This is a genomic window from Serratia sp. ME47 (assembly GCF_903970925.1).
GTDB classification, from domain to species: domain Bacteria; phylum Pseudomonadota; class Gammaproteobacteria; order Enterobacterales; family Enterobacteriaceae; genus Serratia; species Serratia ureilytica.
Window position 1 is genome coordinate 74408 of record NZ_CAJCKE010000009.1, and the last position, 23568, is coordinate 97975.

Below are 23568 nucleotides of genomic sequence, written 5' to 3' on the forward strand. Positions count from 1 at the left end.
TCATGAAGCTGAGCGATTCGTTGGCGCAGAACAACGCTATTCACCTGCAGGCGGAGGCTGCCGACTGGCGTCAGGCGGTGCGGCTGGGGGTCGATCTGCTGGTGGCCGCCGGCGTGGTGGAGCCTCGCTATTTCGACGCCATTCTGGCCGGCGTCGAACGGCACGGCCCTTACTTCGTGTTGGCGCCCGGCCTGGCGATGCCGCATGGTCGGCCGGAGGAAGGGGTGCTGAAAACCGGCTTCGCCTTGGTCACCTTGAAAACGCCGGTGTGCTTCGGCGATGAGGACAACGATCCGATAGATATCTTGATCACCATGGCGGCGGTGGACGCCAAAACGCATCAGGAGGTGGGCATCATGCAAGTGGTTAACCTGTTCGAAGATGAGGCGAACTTCGATCGCTTGCGGGCCTGTCGCCGGGCGAGCGAGGTACTGGCGTTAATCGACAAAACGTCCGCGGCGGCGGCGAATTGAAGGAGACATGCAATGAAAACGCATTTACCGATGCTGCAAGTGGCGCTGGATAACCTGTCCATGGCCGCGGCTTACAATACGACGCGCCTGATCGCGGCCGAAGTCGACATCATTGAGGTCGGCACTATTTTGTGCGTGGCGGAAGGCGTACGGGCCGTGCGCGATCTGAAAGCGCTGTATCCGGATCGCATCGTGTTGGCGGACGCGAAAATCGCCGATGCGGGGCAAATTTTGGCGCGGATGTGCTTCGAGGCACACGCCGACTGGATCACGGTGATCTGCTGCGCTGACATCAATACGGCCAAGGGCGCGCTGCAGGTGGCGCATGAGTTCGGTGGCGACGTGCAGATCGAACTGACGGGGTTTTGGACCTGGGAACAGGCGCAGGCGTGGCGTGAGGCGGGTATTGGTCAGGTGGTGTATCACCGCAGCCGTGACGCGCAGGCGGCGGGCGTCGCCTGGAGCGATGACGATATCCGCGCGGTTCATCGCCTGAGCGAGATGGGTTTCAAGGTGACGGTTACCGGCGGATTGTCATTGGCGGATTTGCCTCTGTTCCGGGGCATTCCCATCCATGTTTTTATCGCCGGGCGCAGCATTCGCGATGCCGCCGATCCGGTCGCGGCGGCGCGGGAATTTAAACGCGTCATCGCCCAACTGTGGGGCTGAGGAGCGGTTATGTTGCAAAAATCCGTACCGTTGGGCATCTACGAGAAGGCGTTGCCGCCGGGCGAGGACTGGCTGACGCGCTTGCAACTGGCGGGGGAGTTGGGATTCGATTTCGTTGAAATGTCGATCGATGAAAGCGACGGCCGTCTGGCGCGGTTGGATTGGAACAGCGAGCAGCGACTGGCGCTGATCGGCGCCGTTGCGGCCAGCGGTGTGCGCGTCCCTTCTTTGTGCCTTAGCGCCCATCGGCGTTTTCCGTTGGGCAGTGAAGACGACAGGACGCGCGAGCGGGGGCTGGAGATCATGCGCAAGGCCATCCGGCTGGCGCAGGATACCGGCATACGGGTGATCCAACTGGCCGGATATGACGTTTATTACCAACAGGCTACTGCGCAGACCCGCGCCCGGTTCCGCGCCGGCTTGGCGCAGGCGGTGGAGATGGCCAGCCGTGCGCAGGTCATGCTGGCGATGGAAATCATGGATTATGCGCTGATGAATTCGATCAGCAAGGCGCTGGGTTATGTCCACTATCTGAATAACCCATGGTTTCAGCTGTACCCGGACATCGGCAATTTGTCTGCCTGGGACAACGATGTGCAGATGGAGCTCGTAGCCGGACGCGGGCATATCGTAGCGGTGCACGTTAAGGATACGCGGCCGGGAGAGTTTAAGAACGTGCCGTTCGGCGAGGGCGTGGTCGATTTCACCCGCTGCTTCGAAACGCTGCTTGCGAGCGGCTATCGCGGCCCCTATCTGCTCGAAATGTGGAGCGAGAAGGCGCCCGACCCGCTGCAGGCGGTGCGGGAGGCGCGTGCCTGGGTGGTTGAACGCATGGCAGAAGCCGGGTTGGAAATAGGGAGCTAACATGCTGGAACAACTGAAATGGCAGGTCTACAAAGCCAATATGGCGTTGCCTGAGCACGGGCTGGTGACCTATACCTGGGGCAATGTCAGCGGCATCGATCGGGCCAGCGATCTGATGGTGATAAAACCCAGCGGCGTGCCTTATGAAACGATGCGGGCGGAAGATATGGTGGTGGTGAATGCGCGAGGGGAGGTTGTTGAGGGGCAACTGCGGCCTTCATCCGATACGCCGACGCATCTGGCGCTGTACCGGGCATTCCCACAACTCGGCGGCGTCGTGCATACGCACTCCACTCACGCCACCGCCTGGGCCCAGGCGGGTGAGGCGATACCGGCGTTTGGCACCACCCATGCCGACTATTTTTCCGGCGACATTCCTTGCACCCGCGCGCTGACGGCGGAAGAGGTGGCGGGGGAATATGAATTGAACACCGGCCGGGTGATTATCGAAACCCTGTGCGGGCGCGAGCCGTTGCACATTCCCGGCATTCTGGCGTATCAGCATGGCCCGTTTAGTTGGGGCTGCTCGCCGGATGAGGCGGTGCATAACGCGGTGGTGCTCGAGGAGGTGGCTAAGATGGCGTGGATCAGCCGGGGCATTAACCCCGGCCTGCGCCGGATCGATGAACACCTGTCGGCGAAACATTTCAGCCGCAAACATGGCGCCGGCGCTTATTACGGCCAGCGCTGACTATCAGGCGCCGTACCCCATCATCTTCAGCAGCTGCTGCGCTTGCTGCACCGCTTCCTGGCGATGGGCCACGCCCAGCTTCTGGTATAGATTGCGGATATGGGTCTTGATGGTGGTGGCCGCTACATCCAACTCACCGGCGATCTGGTCGTTGCTGTAACCGGAATAGATCAACCCCAGCACCTGCCATTCGCGTTGGGTCAACGGACTGGTGCGGATCAGTTCCGGCACCTGCGGATGGGTCAGCAGCTTATCGACGAAGTTCTCGTCGAAATGCGCGAATTTGTGCCGATGATGCTGGTTGATGTCGCGCAGGATGCGCTGGGCGCGATGCTGTTCCAGCTCCGGCAGCGTGTTGAGCTGGATCAGCTGGCGCAGCTGCTGCGCCATCGCTTCGCCTTCGATGACGAAGTGGCTGATAAAGCCGGTGCGGTTGGCCAGCGACAGCGCTTCGATCAGCGCCTGCTGCGCTTCGCCCTTGCGCTCTTGCAGCCAGTAGAGCTGGTTGCTGAGCAGCAGATTGCGGTTGAGATCGCTCACCAGCCGCAGGCGGCGGGCATTTTCGTTCAGTTCATCCAGCACCACGCCGGCCTCTTCATACTGGCCGAGCAGGATCTGCACTCGCGCGATGTTGCGCCATTGGCCCTGCGTGAAGTGGTTGTCCGCCATGCCGGGCTTTTCGGTGTGGCGCAGCCACTGGGCGGCGGCGGCGGTGTCGCCGGTCATCTGCCAGTGGATCACCCGCGACTTGTCGGTGTTGGTCAGCCAGTCGCGATGATAGTGGGCGCCGTGCAGCAGGGTTTCGCAGCGCTGCAGATGGGTATTGGCGTTGTCCAGATCGCCGCGCGCCAGCGAGCATTTGGCCAACATGGCGATGCACTGCAGCTGCTGCTGCGGTTGGTAGTTGGCCAGAATTTTCAGCCCGGCGCGCGCCGCGTCTTCCGCTTCGTCCAACCGCGACCACGACCACAGGATCTGGGCGCGGATGCGCAGCAGAAATTCGTGCATCGGCAGCTGTTCCAGGTGCTGCTCGCGGATCAGTTCGAACGCCTTGTCCTGGGTTTCGTAAGCGGCCTGCAGGAAGCCTTGGGCGATAAGGATTTCGCTCTGCTGCAGCAGCGCCCAGAGCGCGTAATGGTTGGCCTGATGACGACGCGCCATCTGCTCGGTCTGCTGCATCATCGGCAGCGCGCGCGCCAGTTCGCCCTTGCAGTGGTGCACTTCGCCGGTCACCGAGGTGGCGACGATGCGGCTGTAGTAGCTGGACAGCGGCAGGAATTTCAACGCTTCGGTCGCCAGCCGCTCGGCTTCTTCCGGTTTGCCGGCGTTGATCGCCACCTGGGCGCGCAAGGCGTCGAACTCGGCGTGCAGCGTTTGGTCTATCTCGATTTTCTGTTCGCGCATGGTGCGCTCGGCGCGCTCCAGCAGGGTGTTGACCTCGCTGTAGCGGTGCTGGCTCTGCGCCAGCCAGGCCTGCAGCAGCGCCAGCTTGGGGTTTTGGATCAGGCGCTCATACGGCAGCGCGTTGAGGCACTCCTCCAGCAAGGCCAGTTCGCTGTGGTGGAACAGCGACCAGGCGTGTTGCAGCAGGATATCGCGCAGCATGCTGACGTCGCTGGCCGCCAGCGCGTGGTGAATGGCCTCCGCCGGATACCCCAGCGCCAGCCAGCCTTCGGCGGCGGCGTGGTGCAGCCCCGGCAGCTCCAGCGCCAGCTCCCACTGGCAACGCTGGCGCAGGAAAGAGGCAAACAGCGGATGGAAGTTGAACCATTCGCCGGTGTCGTCCATGCGGTGGATAAACAGCCCCTGGCGTTCCAGCTCCTCCAGCCGCTGCTGGCCGTTGTCTTCGCCGGTCAGCCGCACGATCAGCGCATCGTTCATTGAGCGCAGCACCGAACAGCGCAGCAGGAAGGCGCGCGCATCGGCATCGACGTGATCCAGCACTTCGTCCACCAGATAGTCGGACAGGTGACTGGCGTTCAACCCCGCCAGCCGCTTGGCCGACAGTTGGGCCGAGGAGGCGGATTGGCGGGCCGACAGCGCGATCAGCTGCAGCGCGGTGGCCCAGCCTTCGACTTCGTCGCACAGACGGCTGCTGTCCTGCTGTTCCATCGGCGCCGCCAGGCGGCAATCGAAGAACTGTTTGGCTTCCTGATGGGTGAACGCCAGCTGCTGCGTGCCCATTTCCAGCAGCTGATCGCGCACCCGCAGGTTGGCGATGCCGAGCGGCGGCAGGGTGCGCGAGAGCAGGATCAGCGTCAGGTTTTCCGGCTGATGGCGCAGGAAAAAGCGCATGGCTTCGTGAATGGCGTCGTTGGTGATCAGGTGATAGTCGTCGATCACCAGGTACAGCGGCTGATGCCAGTCGGCCAGCTCGATAAACAGCTGGGCGAACAGCGCCGACAGGCTGGCGTACTGGTGCTTCTGGCTCAGCGCCTCGCTCTTGACGCAGCGGCCGCCGCTGGCCTGCTGCAGCGCCGCGATCAGGTAACTGGCGAAACGCTCCGGCTGGTTGTCGCTCTCATCCAGGGAATACCAGCCCAGATCGGCCTTGCCGGCCGCCCATTGGGCGATCAGCGTGGTTTTCCCGTATCCCGCCGGGCAATTGACCAGTGTCAGACGATAGTTGCCCGCGCTGGCCAGTTTGGCCAGCAGGCGATCGCGGATCACGGTATTTTGCAGCCGTACCGGGCGGCTCAGTTTTGATGGGATCAGCATAGTATTCCAGGATATAAATCGCGGTTCCCGCCGGGATTGGAGTGGCGCTAATTATTTTATGGTTCGTAATTAATAGCTCCCCCTAACTTCTGCCAACCCTAAACGTATTGCAACAAGCTTCCGCATCGGCTTGGAGTTAAGTTGCTATCGATCACACTTTTTTACGTTTGGTGTCGGAGTACGGCGATGCGGTTGCGGATCGCATTTCCGGCCATGGACAAAACTTCAGCAGCGCGAATACTTGTGCTAACGTCATGGTTAACGTTCTCAGTGCTCGCCGCACGCGTTGGCGGGCTTTTTTGCATCGTTGCAAGGGAGTCAAAAAGTGCCTGAGATCACAATTCCAGCTACGCCCCAATCCTCCTCCCCAGCTAATCCCCAGGCGGGATGATGCCGTCAGGCTTTCTCACCGGCACGATAGCGGCAATTTGACCCACTTACTGGATAGAGAGTTTTCCTTATGTCACAGCCTACGCTCAAGAAGGATGCTTTTCTGGCGGCGCTCGCCCGTCAGTGGCAACGGTTCGGCCTCAGTTCCGCGCAGCAAATGACGCAACATCAATGGTGGGAAGCCGTCAGTGCGGCGCTGGCCGAGCAACTGGCCGCACAGCCGGCACCGCGCAAAAGCGCCAAACCGCTGCGTCACGTGAACTACATCTCGATGGAGTTTTTGATTGGCCGGTTGACGGCGAACAACCTGATCAACCTGGGCTGGTACGACACCGTCGAGCAGGCACTGGCCGAGCAGAACGTCAAGCTGGCGGATCTGCTGGAGCAGGAAACCGATCCGGCGTTGGGCAACGGCGGGCTGGGGCGTTTGGCGGCCTGTTTCCTCGACTCGATGGCGACGGTGGAACAACCGGCCACCGGCTATGGGCTGAACTACCAGTACGGGCTGTTCCGCCAGTCGTTCCAGGGTGGGCAACAGCAAGAGGCGCCGGATAACTGGCAACGCGAGAGCTATCCGTGGTTCCGCCACAACGCCGCGTTGGCGGTGGACGTGGGCATCGGCGGCAAGCTGGAGAAGCAGGCCGACGGCCGCGAGCTGTGGCGCCCGGCCTTCACCCTGCGCGGCGAAGCCTGGGATCTGCCGGTGCTGGGGTATCGCAACGGCGTGGCGCAGCCGCTGCGTCTGTGGCAGGCGACCCATCAGCATCCGTTCAACCTGGGCGATTTCAACGACGGCAAATTCCTGCAGGCTGAGAAGCAGGGCGTAGAAGCCGACAAGCTGACCAAGGTGCTTTACCCGAACGACAACCATCAGGCCGGCAAACGCCTGCGCCTGATGCAGCAGTATTTCCAGTGCGCCTGCTCGGTGGCGGACATTTTGCGCAAGCACCATCAGGCCGGCCGCAAGATTGAAGAACTGCCGAAGTATGAAGTGATCCAGCTGAACGACACCCACCCGACCATCGCCATTCCGGAAATGCTGCGCATTCTGCTGGACGAGCATCAGCTGGAGTGGGAGGCGGCCTGGGCGATCACCAGCAACACCTTCGCCTATACCAACCACACCCTGATGCCGGAAGCGCTGGAATGCTGGGATGAAAAATTGGTGCGCAGCCTGCTGCCGCGCCATTTCTCCATCATCAAACAGATCAACGCCAGGTTTAAAAAATTGGTGGATAAGCACTGGCCGGGCGACGAGGCGGTGTGGGCCAAGCTGGCGGTGCACCACGACAAGCAGGTGCGCATGGCCAACCTGTGCGTGGTCAGCGGCTTTGCGGTTAACGGCGTGGCGCAGCTGCATTCGGATCTGGTGGTGAAGGATTTGTTCCCGGAATATCACCAGCTGTGGCCGAACAAATTCCATAACGTCACCAACGGCATCACGCCGCGGCGCTGGCTGAAACAGTGCAACCCGGCGCTGTCAGGCCTGATCGACGAGACGCTGGAGGTGGAGTGGGCGGGCGATCTCGACGCGCTGCGCGGGCTGGAGAAATTCGCCGACGACGCGGCGTTCCGCCAGCGTTATCAGCAGATCAAACGCGACAACAAGGTGGCGCTGGCCCATTACGTGCACGGCGTGATGGGGCTGACGCTCGATCCGGACGCAATCTTCGACGTGCAGATCAAACGCTTGCACGAGTACAAACGCCAGCACCTGAATCTGCTGCACATCCTGTCGCTGTATCGCCAGCTGCGCGACAACCCGAATCTGGACATCGTGCCGCGCGTGTTCCTGTTCGGCGCCAAGGCGGCGCCGGGCTACTACCTGGCGAAGAACATCATCTACGCCATCAATCAGGCGGCCGAGAAGATCAATCACGATCCGTTGGTGAAAGATCGCCTGAAAGTGGCGTTTATCCCGGACTACCGCGTGTCGGTGGCCGAACTGATGATCCCGGCGGCGGATATCTCCGAGCAGATCTCCACCGCCGGTAAAGAGGCCTCCGGCACCGGCAACATGAAACTGGCGCTGAACGGCGCGCTGACGGTCGGCACGCTGGACGGCGCCAACGTCGAAATCGCCGAGCAGGTGGGCGAAGACAACATCTTTATCTTCGGCAATACCGTGGAGCAGGTGAAGGCGATAGTGGCGAAGGGCTACGATCCGCTCAGCTACCGTAAGAAGGACAAGCACCTGAAGGCGATTTTGGATGAACTGGCGAGCGGCGCGTTCAGTCACGGCGACAAGCACGCGTTCGACATGATGCTGCACAGCCTGCTGGAAGGCGGCGATCCCTATCTGGTGCTGGCGGACTTTGCCTCGTACTGCCAGGCGCAGCGCCGGGTCGATGAGCTGTATCGCGATCGGGATGAGTGGACGCGGCGGACTATCCTTAACACCGCGCGCGTCGGCATGTTCAGCTCGGATCGCTCGATCCGCGATTACCAGCAGCGCATCTGGCAAGCCAAACGTTAAGGAGAGCGAATGGATCGCAAGCGTATCGATCAGGCGGCAGCGCAGGCGGGGATCGCTGCTGATTTCATCAATGCTCACGGCAAACGGCAGGCGACTGAGCCGCAGACCAAGCGCAAGCTGCTGGCGGCCATGAAGTGGACCGATGATGCGGTGCAGGATACCGCGCCGCCGCCGTTACCGGCGGTCAAGGTGTTCTATCAGGGCGCGCCGTTGGCGCTGACGCCGACGGGCGAAGGCGAATACCTGTGGGCGCTGCAGCGTGAAGACGGCGAATGCCTGCAGGGGCGCGTCGGCGCGCGCAAGACCCTGACGCTGCCCGGCGAGCTGCCGGCGGGTTACCACCAATTGACGTTGAGACAGGGCGCACGGCAGTGGTCATGCCGAGTGATCGTCGCGCCGAGGCGCTGCTTCGAGCCGGACGCCTTGTTGACCGGCAAAAAGCTGTGGGGCGCCTGCGTTCAGCTGTACACGCTGCGCTCCGATCGCAACTGGGGCATCGGCGATTTCGGCGATCTGCGCCTGATGGTGGAAGAGGTGGGGGAACGCGGCGGCGCTTTCGTCGGCCTCAACCCGATCCATGCGCTGTACCCCGCCAACCCGGAGAGCGCCAGCCCTTACAGCCCCTCGTCACGCCGCTGGCTGAACCTGGCGTATATCGACGTCAACGCGGTGGAGGATTTCCAGCGCAGCGACGCGGCGCAGCGCTGGTGGCAGAAGCCGGCGACGCAGAAACAGCTCGCCAAAGCGCGCGCTGCGGAGTGGGTGGATTACACCGCCGTGATGCAGCTGAAACTGGCGGCGCTGAAGCTGGCGTTTCCGGTATTTCAGGCGCGCAAGCCAAACGACGCGCAGCGTCAGGCGTTCGAGCAATTCGTGACGGACGGCGGCGACAGCCTGTATCGGCAAGCGGCCTTCGACGCGCTGCATGCCCATTTGGCGGCGGATGACATCAGCCAGTGGGGCTGGCCGGCCTGGCCCGAACGTTATCGGCAGGGGGATAGCGAAGCGGTGCGGCAGTTCTGCGCTGAACACCAGGAAACGGTTCGTTTTTACCTGTGGCTGCAGTGGCTGGCGGCCACCCAGTTCGCGCAGTGTTTTGACCAGAGCAGGCAGCAGCAGATGCCGATCGGCCTGTATCGCGATCTGGCGGTCGGGGTGGCGGAAGGCGGGGCGGAAACCTGGTGTGACCGCGAGCTGTACTGCCTGAAAGCGTCGGTCGGGGCGCCGCCGGATATTCTGGGCCCGCTGGGGCAAAACTGGGGCCTGCCGCCGATGGATCCGCACGTGATGGCGGCGCGCGGGTATCAGCCGTTCATTGATCTTTTGCGCGCCAACATGACCAGCTGCGGCGCGCTGCGTATCGATCACGTCATGGCGCTGCTGCGGCTGTGGTGGATCCCGTATGGCGAAACCGCCGATCGCGGCGCCTACGTCAAATATCCGGTGGACGATCTGCTGGCGGTGCTGGCGCTGGAAAGCCAGCGCCATCGCTGCATGGTGATCGGCGAGGATCTCGGTACGGTGCCGGTGGAAATCGTCGGCAAGCTGCGCGACAGCGGCGTCTATTCCTACAAAGTGCTCTATTTCGAAAGCGACGGCGAACACCATTTCCGCGCGCCGCAGGCCTATCCGGTGCAGGCGATGGCGACCATCACTACCCACGATCTGCCGACGCTGCGCGGCTACTGGCAAAGCGACGATCTGACGCTCGGCAACCGGTTGGGTCTCTACCCGGACGCGGAAATCCTGCGGGCGCTGTTCGCCGATCGAGAACGCGCCAAGCAGGGGCTGCTGGATGGATTGCATCGTTATGGCTGCGTGCCGCAGAAGGTGGGCAAGAAGGCGGCGCTGCTCGGCATGAGCCCGCTGCTCAACCGCGGCCTGCAGCGTTATGTCGCTGACAGCGCCAGCGCCTTGCTTGGCCTGCAGCCGGAAGACTGGCTGGACATGGCCGAGCCGGTCAATATTCCCGGCACCAGTGACCAGTACCCTAACTGGCGGCGCAAGCTGACCCGGACGTTGGAGGAGATGTTCGCCGACCCGCGGATAAACCGGCTGCTGAAGGATTTGGACAAGCGCCGACGCAAGGTGTCGGTGGGGTGACGATGAGGTGTCGTTGTATTAGGTCAAAGGACGAGAACTTTAGTCCCATCCAAATGACGGATACCCGAATTAATTGGCGTTGCAGCTAGGCGGCAAGTGCGTAAAACCCCAGGAGCTTACTTAAGTAAGTGACTGGGGTGCGCGCATGCGGCCAACAACGCTGCAACTTCAAGTAAGAAGGGTATCAGTAGTAGGAGTGCTCGCCGCGCTGGTGCTCGGTCAAATCACGCACGCCCTTCAGCTCCGGGAACTTCTGCAGCAGCTCTTTCTCGATGCCTTCTTTCAGCGTGACGTCGACCATCGAACAGCCGTTGCAACCGCCGCCGAACTGCAGAATAGCCATGTTGTCGTCGGTGATCTCCATCAGCGTTACGCGGCCGCCGTGGCCCGCCAGCTGTGGGTTGATCTGCGACTGCAGCACGTATTCCACGCGTTCCATCAGCGGCGCGTCGTCATCGACCTTGCGCATCTTGGCGTTCGGCGCCTTCAGCGTCAGCTGAGAACCCAACTGGTCGGTCACGAAGTCGATTTCGGCGTCTTCCAGATACGGCGCGCTCAGCTCATCGACATAGGCGGACAGTTTGTCGAACTTCAGTTCGGTATCCGTCGCTTCTACCGCGTCCGGCGGGCAATAAGAGACACCGCATTCGGCCGTCGGCGTGCCCGGGTTGATCACGAATACGCGGATTTGGGTGCCTTCTTCTTGATTTGCCAGCAGTTTGGCAAAGTGTTCCTGTGCAGCATCTGTTATACGGATCATAGCATTAGCTCAATAGTTGACTTCTATAGTCGGTTATAATACGCCCATTGCCGTGGCACTACAACGTGCGGCAAACGCACCATATCTGCACCGAGGCGGCGCCTTGCCGCCGCAGCAGCGCCGCGATCTCCGAGACGGTGCTGCCGGTGGTCACCACGTCATCCACCAGGGCGATATGCCGGCCGGCGACCGGCACGGTACAGGCGAACGCGCGCTGCAGATTGCGTCTGCGGGCAGAGGCGCTCAGCCGCTGTTGCAGAGCGGTTTTGCGCACCCGGCGCAAGGCGGCGGGCCGGTAGGCGCAGCCCAGCCAGCGCGCCAGCGGCCGGGCCAGCAGATCGCTCTGGTTATAGCCACGGCGCCAGCAGCGTGTTGCATGCAAGGGTACCGCCAAAATCAGGTCAGGTCTGTTCAGATACTGCTCTCTGCGCGCCTGCTGCCAGCGCAACAGCATCAGGCGCGCCAGCGCCGGCGCCAGCTCGGGCGCGCGGTGGAACTTGAACCTTTTTACCAAGCCGCTGAGCGGCGTCACGTAGTCGCCGACGAACACCAGCCGTTGCCAGGGCGGTGGCCGTTGCAGGCAGCGGCCGCAGGGCGTGCGCGTCTCCCCGGCGGGCAGCCCGCAGCGCGGGCAACACGGCGGTCTGGCCGGCAGGTGATGCAGGCAGCAGCTGCAGAGGCCATGACGCATCAGGCTCAATGGCTGTCGGCATAGCCAACAGCGGCTGCGGATTGATAGCATAGTGTCTCCGAGACGGGTAAGCATGAAAGGACAATAACCAATGACAGCGCTGTACTGGCAAACAATAGGTGAAGGTGAACGCGATCTTGTGCTGCTGCACGGCTGGGGATTGAACGCCGAAGTGTGGAGTTGCATTCAGGCGCGGCTGACGCCGCATTTTCGTCTGCACCTGGTCGATCTGCCGGGGTACGGCCGCAGCCAGGGGTTCGGCCCCCTGTCGCTGGCGCAGATGACGGAAATCGTGCTGGCGGCCGCCCCGTCGCAGGCCTGGTGGCTCGGCTGGTCGCTCGGCGGGCTGGTGGCCAGCCAGGCGGCGCTGATGCAGCCGCAGCGGGTCAGCGGGCTTATCACCGTGGCCTCCTCGCCGTGCTTTGCCGCCCGCGATGAGTGGCCGGGGATCCGTCCGGACGTGCTGAGCGGTTTCCAGCACCAGCTAAGCCTGGATTTCCAGCGCACCGTCGAGCGTTTTCTGGCGCTGCAGACGCTGGGCACCGAGAGCGCGCGTCAGGATGCGCGCCAGCTGAAAGCGGTGGTGCTCAACCAACCGACGCCGAGCGTCGAAGTACTGAACGGCGGGTTGGAGATCCTGCGCACCGCCGATCTGCGCGCGCCGCTGGCGGAGTTGAATCTGCCGCTGCTGCGGATTTACGGCTATCTGGACGGGCTGGTGCCGCGCAAGGTCGCCGAGCTGCTCGACGCCGCCTGGCCGAACTCCACGTCGCAGATCGTGGCTAAAGCCGCCCATGCGCCGTTTATCTCTCATCCCGATGAATTTGTGACGATGATCGAAGCGTTTATTGCAGCACATTGAATGCAGCGTGAAAACGCACGATAGAGCGCGAAAAAAAACGCTGCCGGGTGGATAAAAGACAAAGCTGTTCAATACTTAGTGAGTCAATGCGTTGGCTGCAAAATGAAAAGACCGCGTGCGGCGATTTTCATTTTGGCGTTTCGTCTCTGGGAAACAGGCCCCGTCAGGGAAAGCAGCGAGGCCTGAGGATGTCGCGGCAGCCTGCAGTACTACGCATGGATCCTGGACGGCTTTCATAACAGATAAATTATCCATTGAGAGGTTAGTGTCATGAAATCATTGAAGATGATTATTGCAGCGGCAGTGCTGGGTTCGGTGTCTTTCGGCTCCATGGCGGCAACCCTGCTGACCAAGGAAGATCTGGATAAGAATCCGGGTAAATACGAGAAGATCGGCACCGTGACCACCACGGCGGAAACCACGTCGCCGATGGATGCCAAGGAAGAGCTGTCCAAACTGGCGGACGAAAAGGGCGGTCAATACTACGTGATCCTGGCGGGCCGCGAACACGGTAAATTCAGCGCCATCGCCGAAGTTTACAAAGACAAGCAATAAGCCTTGAACGGCAAAGGGGCGCCCGCAGCGGCGCCCCTGATCGTCAGGCCTTCAGCCGGTAGAACACCGTGCTGCACCCCTGGCCCTGCGGGCAGCTTTTGCAGCCGCCGCTCAGACAGGCGCCGTCATCCTGTTCGATGCGTTCCACTTTCCCCATCGTCGTCAAACGGTCCAGCATCGCCTGCACCAGCGGCAGCGGCGTCGCCAGCGATTGGCTGAGCTGCTGCGCCTGGGCGCTGCCGCGCAGCGCCAACGCATCGCGCACCTGCAGCAGCCCGGCCATCAGTGGCAGCTCCCTTTGGCGCCCTGACAGCAGGCCGCCGGCGTGGCGTTGCCCAGGCGAACCGTGACGCGGCTGCGCGCCCGGCGCAGGCCGAACAGCACCAGCAGGTTTACCAGCACCACCGCCAGGATCGCCGTCAGGCTGTACTGCGGATGTTGGTTGAAGGTGGCCGCCTGATAGAACAGCGTTGCCAGCGAGTAGGCGACGTTCAGCCCCCACAGGATTGAGAAGGTCATCCAGCCGCGGCTCGATTCACGGGCGATGGCGCCCATCACCGAGACGCAAGGCACGTACAGCAACACGAAGATCAGGTAGCTGTAGGCGGAAATGCCGGAGCCGAATTTGCTGCTCATCACGCCCATCGAGCCGACGCCCATCTCGCCGTCGCCCTTGCTGGCTTCGATCGGGTTGGAGAGCACGCTCAGGCTGAAGGTGTTTTTCAGCCCGTCCCAGGTTTCCTGCAGCGCCCCGCCCAGTTCATCGAGCAAGTTGAAGTTGGCGGCGTCGAACGCCTCTTTGTTGATGTGCTCGGCGGTATACAGCGTGTTCAGCGTGCCGACCACCACTTCTTTCGCCATCGCGCCGGTCACCAGCCCGACGGTGGCCTGCCAGTTATCGCTGTGGACGCCCATCGGCTGCAGCAGCGGCGTCAGCACCTTGGAGACCGAGGCCAGCGCGGAGTCGTTGATGTTGTCGACCGTCTTGCCGCTGAACGAGAAGCTGTTCAGGCCGCCGATGAACATGCTGGCCACCACGATCACCTTGCCGGCGCGCAACACGAAGCCTTTCAGCCGCTGCCAGGTTTGCAGCAACAGGCTTTTCAGGTGTGGCACGTGGTAGACCGGCAGCTCCATCACGAACGGCGAGGCTTCGCCGCGCATGAGGGTGTATTTCAGCACCAGGCCGGTTAGGATCGCCACCGCGATGCCGAGCATATACAGCGAGAACACCACGCCGGCGCCGTCCTGGCCGAAGAACGCGGCGGCGAATACCGCGAAGATTGCCAGACGGGCGCCGCAGGACATGAACGGCGCCATCATGATGGTGATCAGGCGTTCGCGTTGGGCGTCCAGCGTACGGGCGCCCATGATGGACGGCACGTTGCAGCCGAAGCCGACGATCAGCGGCACGAAGGATTTGCCCGGCAGCCCGAGCGCCTGCATCAGGCGGTCCATCACGAACGCCGCGCGCGCCATGTAGCCGGAGTCTTCCAGGAACGACAGGAACAGGTACATCATGCCGATCTGCGGCACCAGCGGCAGCACGGTGTTGATGCCGCCGCCGACGCCCTGCGCCAGGAAGACGGTCAGCCAGTCGGGGAAGTGCAGGGTGTAACCCAGCCACTGAATGCCCTGAATGAAGATCGCCGCCGAGCCGATATCGAAGATCGGCTGCAGCGCGCCGCCGATATTGATCGCCAGCAGGAACATCAGGTACATCACCAGCAGGAAGATCGGTACGCCCAGCCAGCGGTTGAGGATCACTTTATCCAGTATGTCGGTCAGGCGGTTGGGCATCGCCTGCTGCGAGTTGCTGACCGCGTCGCACAGGGCGGCGATGGACTGGTAGCGCGCGTCGGCGATCACCAGCGCCGGGTCCTCCTGCTGCTGCTGTTGCAGCGCCTGAATGGCCGCTGGCAGCCGCGCCACGGCGGGGCCGGCCAGGCGATGGCTGTAGATGTCGCCCTCCAGCATCTGCAGCGCCAGCCAGCGGCGCTGCGCCGCCGGCAGCGTTTGCGGCATGGCGTCGCTCAGCGTGGCGACCTCTTTCAGCAGCAGCGGCGGGTAGTTCACCAGCGCCTGCTGTTCGTTGATGCGATGATTGTCGATCATTTGTTTCAGCACGCCGATGCCGTCGGCGCGGGTGGAGACCATCGGCACTACCGGGCAACCGAGGCGCGCCGACAGCGCGGCGACGTCGATATCGATATGCTGGCTTTTGGCGATGTCGAGCATGTTGAGCGCCACGATGCAGGGAATGCCCAGCTCCAGCAGCTGCAGCGTCAGGTAGAGGTTGCGTTCCAGGTTGGAGGCATCCACCACGTTGATCAGCAGATCGGCGTCGCCGCTCAAAATGTAGTGGCAGGCGATCTGCTCATCGAGCGACGTCTGCTCCGAAATGGTGGTCAGGGAGTAGGTGCCGGGCAAATCGACCAGCCGCACGTCGGACTGCGGGGTGGTGAAATGGCCTTCCTTGCGTTCGACCGTCACGCCCGCCCAGTTGCCGACCCGCTGGCGCGCGCCGGTCAGTTGGTTGAACAGCGTGGTTTTGCCGGAGTTCGGGTTGCCGATTAAGCCGATGGTGAGTTTTTTCATAGTTCTGCGTGTCGTCTTCAAGGAGAACAGCGCCGGCGCAAAGGCGCACCGGCAAACGGAGGGCGCGCCGGCTCAGGGCTGGCCGTCGAGCTGCAGCAGCGCCAAATCCTTCCTGCGCAGCACCAGGCTGACGCGGCGGGTTTTAATTTCTATCGGATCGCCCAGCGGCGCGACGCGCACCACGTCGAACGAAGAGCCGGGCAGCATGCCGAGCGATAACAATTTTTGGCGGTAGGCCGGCGCAATCTCGCTGGAAAAGCCGACAATCTTATATGTGCGTTTAGGTTGAAGCTGCATGTCATTAACCTTCCGGGTGCCGATGAGCATCGGGCTGATGATAATTGGACGTTGCCGGCGAAAATGCCACGCCGTCGGCGGTATTCATCCATAAGGTTATGCAATAAAGTGAGCGAAAATAATAGTAATTATCATTATCGCATTCAATACAAAAAGTAAGGGTATTGTAACCAATTATTATGGTGACGGCAGTTTTTAATGGCGTTGTCTTGATTAACGATGTTTTATCACTGCTTGCACTTGGGAACAAATGAGAATGGCGAGTTAAATCAGTTACGTATTTGTAGCCAGGTTATCTCGTTTGCAAATGGCGATGGCGTTTTTTCCTTTTTTATTTCTGGTGAAAGGCAATTCAATAACATTATTCCGCCGTAATGCGAGCGGTAACCATTTGTGTTTCGCTCACAATTCGCAAAATGAAAAATACGTGTTAACGAAGTTGTTAATAAATGGCTGCAGAAGGCATTTTGTTGCCTGAATAATGGGAGGACGGTCACACAAGAACGGGAAATAAAAAGATGATGGTTTATTGAGACGGGTCAAGAAATGCCGCAAGTTTTATTCATCAGAAAGGGCGGAGCAGGCTCCGCCCTGTTGGCTCTGGCTTAGCGTTTCTTGCCGAACGCCGCCGCCAGCGCGTCGCCCATGGCGCTGTTGCCGGCCGGCGCCGCATTGCGCGGTTTAGCCTTGTTGGCGGGCGCCGAACGGTTGGCGTTGTCGCGCGCCTGTGCCGGCGCGTTGCCGCCGCGGCGCGGCGAGCCTTCGCCCGGTTGCTCATCCAGACGCATGCTCAGCGCGATGCGTTTGCGTTGCAGATCGACTTCCATCACCTTCACTTTGACGATGTCGCCGGCCTTCACCACGGTGTGCGGATCTTCGACGAACTTGTCCGCCAGCGAGGAGATGTGCACCAGGCCATCCTGATGCACGCCGATATCCACGAAGGCGCCGAAATTGGTGACGTTGGTCACCGACCCTTCCAGGATCATGCCCGGCTGCAGATCGTTGAGGGTTTCTACGCCTTCGGCAAAGGTGGCGGTTTTGAACTCAGGACGCGGGTCGCGGCCCGGCTTCTCCAGCTCTTTCAGGATGTCGGTGACCGTCGGCACGCCGAACTTGTCGTCGGTGAAATCGACCGCTTTCAGGCTGCGTACCGCCGAGGCGTTGCCCATCAGATCCTGCAGCGCCTGCTCGGTGGCGGCCAGAATGCGCTGCACCACCGGGTAGGCTTCCGGGTGGACGGTAGAGGCATCCAGCGGGTTGTCGCCGTGGTTGATGCGCAGGAAGCCGGCGCACTGTTCGAACGCTTTCGGCCCCAGACGGCTGACTTTCAGCAACTGTTCACGGTTGCTGAAGCGGCCGTTCTCGTCGCGCCAGTTGACGATATTCTGCGCCATCATGCGCGTCAGGCCGGCCACGCGGGTCAGCAACGGCACCGAAGCGGTGTTCAGATCGACGCCGACGGCGTTCACGCAGTCTTCCACCACCGAGTCCAGCTTTTTCGCCAGCAGGCTCTGGCTGACGTCGTGCTGATACTGGCCGACGCCGATGGATTTCGGGTCGATCTTCACCAGCTCCGCCAGCGGATCCTGCAGACGACGGGCGATGGACACCGCGCCGCGCAGCGACACGTCGAGATCCGGGAACTCCTGCGCCGCCAGTTCGGACGCGGAGTACACCGACGCGCCCGCTTCGCTGACGATCACTTTTTGCGCCCGGACGTCGCTGAACTGCTTTTGCAGGTCGAGATAGAAACGCTCGGTTTCACGCGAAGCGGTGCCGTTGCCGATCGCCACCAGCTCCACGTTGTGTTTGATGCACAGCGCCGCGACGATGGCGGCGGCTTTGGCCGCTTGCCCGGTGTGCGGATAGACGGTGTCGGTGGCCACCAGTTTGCCGGTCGCGTCGACCACGGCGACTTTCACCCCGGTGCGCAGGCCCGGATCGAGGCCCATGGTGGCGCGCATGCCGGCCGGCGCGGCCATCAACAGATCATGCATGTTGCGGGCGAAGACGTTGATCGCTTCATCCTCCGCGCGTTCGCGCACCGTGCCCATCAGTTCGGTTTCCAGGTGCAGCAACACCTTGATGCGCCAGGTCCAGTTGACCACCGCCTTGCGCCAGGCGTCGGCCGGAGCGTTGTTCAGGCGCAGATTGAGGTGATTGATGATGATCAGCTCCGCCTGGCTTTCGCGCGGCGCTTCCTCAAACTGCGGATCGGCGTTCAGCGCCAGCTGCAGCACGCCTTCGTTGCGGCCGCGGAACATCGCCAGCGCGCGGTGCGAAGGCACCTGGGAAATCGGTTCGTGGTGATCGAAGTAGTCGCGGAACTTGGCGCCTTCGTCTTCCTTGCCCTCGACCACTTTGGAGACCAGATGGGCGTTTTTCCACAGGTAGTCGCGCACCTTGGCCAGCAGCGCGGCGTCTTCGGCGAAGCGCTCCATCAGGATATAGCGCGCGCCGTCGAGGGCGGCTTTCACGTCCGCCACGCCCTTCTCGGCGTCGACGTAGCGTTCAGCCAGCTGTTCCGGCTGCTGTTGCGGATCCTGCCACAGCGTGTCCGCCAGCGGTTCCAGACCGGCTTCGATGGCGATCTGGCCACGGGTGCGGCGCTTGGGTTTGTACGGCAGGTAGAGGTCTTCGAGTTCGGTCTTGCTCAGCGTGGCGTTGATCGCCCCCGCCAGTTGTTCGGTCAGTTTGCCCTGTTCATCGATCGACTTCAGGATGGTCTGACGACGATCTTCCAGTTCACGCAGATAACCCAGGCGGGTTTCCAGCTGGCGCAGTTGGGTGTCGTCCAGGCCCCCGGTGACTTCCTTACGATAGCGTGCAATAAAGGGCACGGTATTACCTTCATCCAGCAGACGGATGGCGGAGTCGACTTGCTCCGGCCGGGCCTGCAGTTCTGTTGCAATAATGCGGCTCAGTGGGTCATTCATAGGTCTGGTATCTGTATTGAGAACGGTGAATAAACAGGGGACAGTTATACGGATTGATCGCGGAAAATGCCAGCGGAGCGGGCCGCCGCCGCGCGGCCGCGGCGTGGAGAACAGCTCAGGCGGCGGCGTTGGCGGCGGTTCGGAAAAAGCTGAAAGCTTACTTCGGGTAGTTTATCTCGTTAACGTACCACTGCGCCTCGCCCAGCGGGGTATTGACGGTGGCGACGTCCCCGACCTCTTTTTTCAGCAGGGCGCGCGCCATCGGCGCATCGATGGAGATGTAATCCTTGCGGCCGAAAATCTCATCGTAGCCGACGATGCGAAAACGTTTGATCTCGCCGTCGTCATTCTCCACCTCCACCCAGGCCCCGAAGAACACTTTGCCTTCCTGCTGCGGGGAGTAATCGACGATCTTCAACTGCTCCAGGCATTTGGTCAGATAGCGGACGCGGCGATCGATCTCGCGCAGCCGCTTCTTGTTGTATTGGTAATCGGCGTTTTCGCTTCTGTCGCCCAGGCTGGCGGCCCAGGTCACTTTCTTGGTCACCTCGGGGCGTTCTTCGCGCCAGAGGTAATCCAGCTCTTGTTTGAGCTTGTCATACCCTTCACGGGTTATCAGTTGAGTTCTCATCGTGATTTATCTTTATGGGGCCACCGCCACAGTGTACGTGAATGCGGAGGGCTTTAAAAATGGCGCGCGGGCCTGCGCCTTGTCGCACGGTTTTTATTCAGTTTGCGCAGCTTTTAACAATCGGGAGTATGCTTAGCGATAGCGGAAAAAGAATGTGACGAAAGGAGGATATCTGGCGAGAGAGACAAGGAATTTTGGCGCACAACCCAACACATTGAAGGTATTACCGCATGGAATTTAAAGATTACTACGCCACGATGGGCGTTGAGCCCAACGCCGATCTGAAAACCATCAAAACGGCTTACCGCCGGCTGGCGCGTAAATATCACCCTGACGTGAGCACCGAAGACGACGCCGAGAGCAAGTTCAAGGAACTGGCCGAAGCCTATGAGGTACTGAAGGACGACGAGCGCCGCGCCGAGTACGATCAGATCCGGCTGCATCGCAACGATCCGAACTTTGGCCGCCAGGCGCGCGGCGATCACGGCGGCTATCAGCAGAGCGCCTCATGGCACGGCGGCGGCGCCGACGCGCAAGACTTCTCCGACTTCTTCGAGAGCATGTTCGGCGGGCGAGCGGCGGGCGGGCACCGTTCCGCTTCGCATTCGCACGGCGGGCATGGCTTCCGCGGCCAGGATCTGGAGATGGAGGTGCCGCTGTTCCTCGAGGAAACGCTGCATGGTCAAAGCCGCGAGATTTCCTACAAGCTGCCGGTGTACGACGAACTGGGGCGGCAGGTAAGCGAAGCCAGCAAGACGCTGAACGTGAAAATTCCGGCCGGCGTGGGCGACGGCGAGCGCATTCGCCTCAAGGGGCAGGGCGTTGCCGGCGTGGGCGGCGGCCAGAACGGCGACCTGTATCTGGTTATCCGCCTCGCGCCGCACCCGCTGTTTGAGATAGACGGCCACAACCTGAGCATCGTGGCGCCGCTCGCTCCGTGGGAGGCGGCGCTCGGCGCCAGCATTGAGGTGCCGACGCTGACCGGCAAAATCGCGCTGACCGTGCCGGCCGGCAGCCAGAGCGGCAAACGGCTGCGGGTCAAAGGCAAAGGGCTGGCGGGCAAGAAAGAGCCCGGTGACCTGTACGTTATTCTCAAGGTGGTGATGCCGCCGAAGCCGAACGAGAAGGCCAGCGCCCTGTGGCGGGAACTGGCTGAACAGGCGGCGTTCAACCCGCGCGCGGAATGGGAGTAAAGCAGATGATGAAAAAAGAGATCACTTTCACCGTGGTGGAATTGTGTCAGAGGGTGGAGATTTCAGAGGACGAGCTGGTCGAGATCGTTGGCCTGGGCGTTATCGTGCCGCTGGAGCCGGCGCAGCCGCGCTGGGAGTTTGATTATCCGGCGCTGAGCCATCTGCAGCGCGCACGCAGGCTGCGGGCGGAGCTGGATCTGGACTGGCCGGGGATCGCCATGGCGCTGACGCTGCTCGACCGGGTTGATGCGCTACAGCAAGAGAACCGGCAGCTGCGCAGGCAGCTGGCGCGTTTCCTGCAAACTTCCTGACCCGAGAGCTGAACGCCACCGGGCGCTTCCCGGTGGCGAAATTGCACAAAATTGGGCCGTCGCCCCACATTGCGCCGATAAAGGGCGAAATTTTGACGAACCCCCGTCGACATTCACTGAAAATTGTTGATAAATGGGGAAAAGAATAAGCTTTGTAACAATTTCGTCTAGAATACATACCATTAAACGCTGTCTCAAATGGCAAGGTTTTCTAACAATATTCGAGTCAGGCAATAAAGCCTTTGGGAGTAATACCATGCAAGAGAATCATAAGATCCTGGTTGTCGATGATGACATGCGCCTGCGCGCGCTTTTAGAACGTTATTTAACCGAGCAGGGCTTCCAGGTTCGCAGCGTTGCCAACGCTGAGCAAATGGATCGCTTGCTGACTCGTGAATCCTTCCATTTGATGGTGCTCGATCTGATGTTGCCGGGCGAAGACGGCCTGTCCATCTGCCGCCGCCTGCGCAGCCAGAGCAACCCGATGCCGATCATTATGGTCACCGCGAAAGGCGAAGAGGTCGATCGCATCGTGGGCCTGGAAATCGGCGCCGACGACTACATTCCTAAACCGTTCAACCCGCGTGAGCTGTTGGCTCGTATCCGCGCGGTGCTGCGCCGTCAGGCGAACGAACTGCCGGGCGCGCCTTCGCAGGAAGAAGCGGTGATCGCTTTCGGCAAATTCAAACTGAACCTCGGCACCCGCGAGATGTTCCGCGAAGACGAGCCGATGCCGTTGACCAGCGGCGAGTTCGCGGTACTGAAGGCGCTGGTCAGCCACCCGCGTGAACCGCTGTCGCGCGATAAGCTGATGAACCTGGCGCGTGGCCGCGAATACAGCGCCATGGAACGCTCCATCGACGTGCAGATCTCTCGTCTGCGCCGTATGGTTGAAGAAGATCCGGCGCATCCGCGTTATATCCAGACCGTGTGGGGTCTCGGCTACGTCTTCGTCCCGGACGGCAGTAAGGCATGAGGCGATTGCGCTTTTCACCGCGTAGCTCGTTTGCCCGAACCCTGTTGTTGATCGTCACCTTGCTGTTCGTCAGCCTGGTGACGACCTATCTGGTGGTGCTGAACTTCGCCATCCTGCCCAGCCTGCAGCAGTTCAACAAGGTATTGGCCTACGAAGTGCGTATGCTGATGACCGATCGGCTACAGCTGGAGGACGGCACGCTGCTGGAGGTGCCGCCGGCGTTCCGCCGTGAGATCTACCGCGAACTGGGCATCTCTCTCTACACCAACTCGGCGGCGGAGGAGAGCGGCCTGCGCTGGGCGCAGCACTACCAGTTCCTCAGCCAGCAGATGGCGCAGCAGCTCGGCGGGCCGACCGATGTGCGGGTGGAGGTGAACAAGAACTCCCCGGTGGTGTGGCTGAAAACCTGGCTGCAGCCCGATATCTGGGTGCGCGTGCCGCTGACGGAAATCCACCAGGGCGATTTCTCGCCGCTGTTCCGCTATACGCTGGCGATTATGCTGCTCGCGATCGGCGGCGCCTGGCTGTTTATTCGTATTCAAAACCGCCCGCTGGTGGAGCTGGAACATGCGGCGCTGCAGGTGGGCAAGGGCATTATTCCGCCGCCGCTGCGCGAGTATGGCGCTTCCGAAGTGCGGTCGGTGACTCGCGCATTCAATCAGATGGCGTCGGGCGTCAAACAGCTGGCGGATGATCGCACTTTGCTGATGGCCGGAGTCAGCCACGACCTGCGCACGCCGTTGACGCGCATCCGCCTGGCGACGGAGATGATGAGCGCCGAAGACGGCTATCTGGCCGAGTCGATCAATAAAGACATCGAAGAGTGCAACGCCATCATCGAGCAGTTCATCGATTATCTGCGCACCGGGCAGGAAATGCCGACCGAAAGCAGCGATCTGAACGCCATTTTAGGCGAAGTGGTCGCGGCCGAGAGCGGCTATGAGCGGGTGATTGAAACCGCGCTGTCGCCGGGTGAGCTGATGATGAACGTGCATCCGCTGTCGATTAAACGGGCGGCGGTGAATATGGTGGTGAACGCGGCGCGTTACGGCAACGGCTGGATCAAGGTCAGCAGCGGCCGTGAGCTGCAGCGCGGCTGGTTCCAGGTGGAAGATGACGGCCCGGGCATCAAGCCGGACGAGTTGAAGCACCTGCTGCAGCCGTTCGTGCGCGGTGACAGCGCGCGCAGCACCAGCGGCACCGGCCTGGGGCTGGCGATCGTGCAGCGTATTATCGACGCGCATGATGGCGAACTGGATATCGGCACCAGCGAGCGCGGCGGGCTATTGATCCGCGCTTATATTCCGTTGCCGATGGAGAAAAAAGAGTCGACCAACGGCCATCAAACGGCCAGGGAAACCGCCTGACCTC

20 protein-coding genes are annotated in these 23568 nt (G+C 61.5%); 12 read left to right on the forward strand and 8 right to left on the reverse strand.

Going from position 1 to position 23568, the window contains the following annotated elements; all coding sequences use genetic code 11:
• Window positions 1–2 precede the first annotated feature (2 nt).
• From ulaC to H7A77_RS11530, 4 genes are read left to right on the forward strand one after another with little or no spacing between them, the layout of a single operon-like run.
• Window positions 3–473, forward strand: coding sequence for a PTS ascorbate transporter subunit IIA (gene ulaC, locus H7A77_RS11515; protein ID WP_033645300.1), 471 nt, complete (start codon window positions 3–5; stop codon window positions 471–473).
• A gap of 12 nt (window positions 474–485) precedes the next feature.
• Window positions 486–1142, forward strand: a complete 657-nt coding sequence (locus H7A77_RS11520) for a 3-keto-L-gulonate-6-phosphate decarboxylase UlaD (protein WP_033645299.1) — start codon at window positions 486–488, stop codon at window positions 1140–1142.
• A 9-nt stretch (window positions 1143–1151) separates the two neighbouring features.
• A complete protein-coding gene (locus H7A77_RS11525) occupies window positions 1152–2006 on the forward strand; it encodes an L-ribulose-5-phosphate 3-epimerase (protein WP_033645298.1) in 855 nt (284 codons plus the stop codon).
• A 4-nt stretch (window positions 2007–2010) separates the two neighbouring features.
• Window positions 2011–2697 (forward strand): L-ribulose-5-phosphate 4-epimerase, encoded by a 687-nt coding sequence (locus tag H7A77_RS11530; protein ID WP_089196560.1) that lies wholly within the window; start codon window positions 2011–2013, stop codon window positions 2695–2697.
• A gap of 3 nt (window positions 2698–2700) precedes the next feature.
• Here H7A77_RS11530 and malT read toward each other — a convergent pair whose 3' ends face one another.
• Window positions 2701–5415, reverse strand: coding sequence for an HTH-type transcriptional regulator MalT (gene malT, locus H7A77_RS11535; RefSeq protein ID WP_182074210.1), 2715 nt, complete (start codon window positions 5413–5415; stop codon window positions 2701–2703).
• A gap of 460 nt (window positions 5416–5875) precedes the next feature.
• Here malT and malP point away from each other — a divergent pair, with 460 nt between their 5' ends.
• Together malP and malQ are read left to right on the forward strand one after the other, a co-directional pair.
• Complete coding sequence (gene malP / locus H7A77_RS11540; RefSeq protein ID WP_182074211.1) at window positions 5876–8281, forward strand: maltodextrin phosphorylase; 2406 nt, start codon at window positions 5876–5878, stop codon at window positions 8279–8281.
• Window positions 8282–8290: 9 nt separating this feature from the next.
• Window positions 8291–10384 (forward strand): 4-alpha-glucanotransferase, encoded by a 2094-nt coding sequence (gene malQ / locus H7A77_RS11545; protein WP_182074212.1) that lies wholly within the window; start codon window positions 8291–8293, stop codon window positions 10382–10384.
• 184 nt (window positions 10385–10568) lie between these two features.
• Here malQ and nfuA read toward each other — a convergent pair whose 3' ends face one another.
• Together nfuA and gntX are read right to left on the reverse strand one after the other, a co-directional pair.
• Window positions 10569–11144 (reverse strand): Fe-S biogenesis protein NfuA, encoded by a 576-nt coding sequence (gene nfuA, locus H7A77_RS11550; protein WP_004930777.1) that lies wholly within the window; start codon window positions 11142–11144, stop codon window positions 10569–10571.
• A gap of 58 nt (window positions 11145–11202) precedes the next feature.
• Complete coding sequence (gene gntX, locus H7A77_RS11555) at window positions 11203–11886, reverse strand: DNA utilization protein GntX (protein ID WP_182074213.1); 684 nt, start codon at window positions 11884–11886, stop codon at window positions 11203–11205.
• A 40-nt stretch (window positions 11887–11926) separates the two neighbouring features.
• Between gntX and bioH the strand changes: the two genes are divergently transcribed.
• Window positions 11927–12697 carry a pimeloyl-ACP methyl ester esterase BioH gene (bioH, locus tag H7A77_RS11560; protein WP_182074214.1) on the forward strand — a complete coding sequence of 257 codons (771 nt, stop codon included), beginning with the start codon at window positions 11927–11929 and terminating at the stop codon, window positions 12695–12697.
• 270 nt (window positions 12698–12967) lie between these two features.
• Entirely contained in the window at window positions 12968–13252 is a 285-nt protein-coding gene (locus H7A77_RS11565; RefSeq protein WP_004930765.1) for a YdgH/BhsA/McbA-like domain containing protein, read from the forward strand.
• A gap of 43 nt (window positions 13253–13295) precedes the next feature.
• Here the strand turns inward: H7A77_RS11565 and H7A77_RS11570 are convergent, their stop codons facing one another.
• The 5 genes from H7A77_RS11570 to greB form a co-directional block, all read right to left on the reverse strand.
• Window positions 13296–13535 carry a FeoC-like transcriptional regulator gene (locus H7A77_RS11570; protein ID WP_182074215.1) on the reverse strand — a complete coding sequence of 80 codons (240 nt, stop codon included), beginning with the start codon at window positions 13533–13535 and terminating at the stop codon, window positions 13296–13298.
• Window positions 13535–15850 (reverse strand): Fe(2+) transporter permease subunit FeoB, encoded by a 2316-nt coding sequence (gene feoB / locus H7A77_RS11575; protein WP_042785506.1) that lies wholly within the window; start codon window positions 15848–15850, stop codon window positions 13535–13537. The genes H7A77_RS11570 and feoB overlap by 1 nt, the downstream gene beginning before the upstream one ends.
• A gap of 72 nt (window positions 15851–15922) precedes the next feature.
• Window positions 15923–16147: a ferrous iron transporter A gene (gene feoA, locus H7A77_RS11580; RefSeq protein ID WP_033645291.1), complete on the reverse strand. Its 225-nt coding sequence runs from the start codon at window positions 16145–16147 to the stop codon at window positions 15923–15925.
• Between the two features lie 605 nt (window positions 16148–16752).
• Complete coding sequence (locus tag H7A77_RS11585; RefSeq protein WP_182074216.1) at window positions 16753–19086, reverse strand: Tex family protein; 2334 nt, start codon at window positions 19084–19086, stop codon at window positions 16753–16755.
• A gap of 157 nt (window positions 19087–19243) precedes the next feature.
• The gene (greB, locus tag H7A77_RS11590; RefSeq protein WP_033645289.1) at window positions 19244–19717 is read right to left on the reverse strand and encodes a transcription elongation factor GreB; all 474 of its coding nucleotides are present in this window, start codon (window positions 19715–19717) and stop codon (window positions 19244–19246) included.
• Between the two features lie 230 nt (window positions 19718–19947).
• Here greB and cbpA point away from each other — a divergent pair, with 230 nt between their 5' ends.
• The 4 genes from cbpA to envZ all read left to right on the forward strand — a co-directional run bounded on the left by cbpA (window position 19948) and on the right by envZ (window position 23564).
• Window positions 19948–20910, forward strand: coding sequence for a curved DNA-binding protein (gene cbpA / locus H7A77_RS11595; protein ID WP_033645288.1), 963 nt, complete (start codon window positions 19948–19950; stop codon window positions 20908–20910).
• A 5-nt stretch (window positions 20911–20915) separates the two neighbouring features.
• On the forward strand, window positions 20916–21221 hold the full coding sequence (locus H7A77_RS11600) for a chaperone modulator CbpM (protein ID WP_004930739.1): 306 nt from the start codon (window positions 20916–20918) through the stop codon (window positions 21219–21221).
• Between the two features lie 256 nt (window positions 21222–21477).
• Window positions 21478–22197, forward strand: coding sequence for a two-component system response regulator OmpR (gene ompR / locus H7A77_RS11605; RefSeq protein WP_004709363.1), 720 nt, complete (start codon window positions 21478–21480; stop codon window positions 22195–22197).
• Window positions 22194–23564 carry a two-component system sensor histidine kinase EnvZ gene (gene envZ, locus H7A77_RS11610; protein ID WP_033645286.1) on the forward strand — a complete coding sequence of 457 codons (1371 nt, stop codon included), beginning with the start codon at window positions 22194–22196 and terminating at the stop codon, window positions 23562–23564. Before ompR ends, envZ begins: the two co-directional genes overlap by 4 nt.
• The last annotated feature ends 4 nt before the right edge of the window (window positions 23565–23568 follow it).

Coding starts and splice junctions, on each gene's coding strand:
- ulaC (WP_033645300.1), top strand. CDS start 3: ATGAAGCTGAGCGATTCGTTGGCGCAGAACAACGCTATTCACCTGCAG.
- H7A77_RS11520 (WP_033645299.1), top strand. CDS start 486: ATGAAAACGCATTTACCGATGCTGCAAGTGGCGCTGGATAACCTGTCC.
- H7A77_RS11525 (WP_033645298.1), top strand. CDS start 1,152: ATGTTGCAAAAATCCGTACCGTTGGGCATCTACGAGAAGGCGTTGCCG.
- malT (WP_182074210.1), bottom strand. CDS start 5,415: ATGCTGATCCCATCAAAACTGAGCCGCCCGGTACGGCTGCAAAATACC.
- malP (WP_182074211.1), top strand. CDS start 5,876: ATGTCACAGCCTACGCTCAAGAAGGATGCTTTTCTGGCGGCGCTCGCC.
- malQ (WP_182074212.1), top strand. CDS start 8,291: ATGGATCGCAAGCGTATCGATCAGGCGGCAGCGCAGGCGGGGATCGCT.
- nfuA (WP_004930777.1), bottom strand. CDS start 11,144: ATGATCCGTATAACAGATGCTGCACAGGAACACTTTGCCAAACTGCTG.
- gntX (WP_182074213.1), bottom strand. CDS start 11,886: ATGCTATCAATCCGCAGCCGCTGTTGGCTATGCCGACAGCCATTGAGC.
- bioH (WP_182074214.1), top strand. CDS start 11,927: ATGACAGCGCTGTACTGGCAAACAATAGGTGAAGGTGAACGCGATCTT.
- H7A77_RS11565 (WP_004930765.1), top strand. CDS start 12,968: ATGAAATCATTGAAGATGATTATTGCAGCGGCAGTGCTGGGTTCGGTG.
- H7A77_RS11570 (WP_182074215.1), bottom strand. CDS start 13,535: ATGGCCGGGCTGCTGCAGGTGCGCGATGCGTTGGCGCTGCGCGGCAGC.
- feoB (WP_042785506.1), bottom strand. CDS start 15,850: ATGAAAAAACTCACCATCGGCTTAATCGGCAACCCGAACTCCGGCAAA.
- feoA (WP_033645291.1), bottom strand. CDS start 16,147: ATGCAGCTTCAACCTAAACGCACATATAAGATTGTCGGCTTTTCCAGC.
- H7A77_RS11585 (WP_182074216.1), bottom strand. CDS start 19,086: ATGAATGACCCACTGAGCCGCATTATTGCAACAGAACTGCAGGCCCGG.
- greB (WP_033645289.1), bottom strand. CDS start 19,717: ATGAGAACTCAACTGATAACCCGTGAAGGGTATGACAAGCTCAAACAA.
- cbpA (WP_033645288.1), top strand. CDS start 19,948: ATGGAATTTAAAGATTACTACGCCACGATGGGCGTTGAGCCCAACGCC.
- H7A77_RS11600 (WP_004930739.1), top strand. CDS start 20,916: ATGATGAAAAAAGAGATCACTTTCACCGTGGTGGAATTGTGTCAGAGG.
- ompR (WP_004709363.1), top strand. CDS start 21,478: ATGCAAGAGAATCATAAGATCCTGGTTGTCGATGATGACATGCGCCTG.
- envZ (WP_033645286.1), top strand. CDS start 22,194: ATGAGGCGATTGCGCTTTTCACCGCGTAGCTCGTTTGCCCGAACCCTG.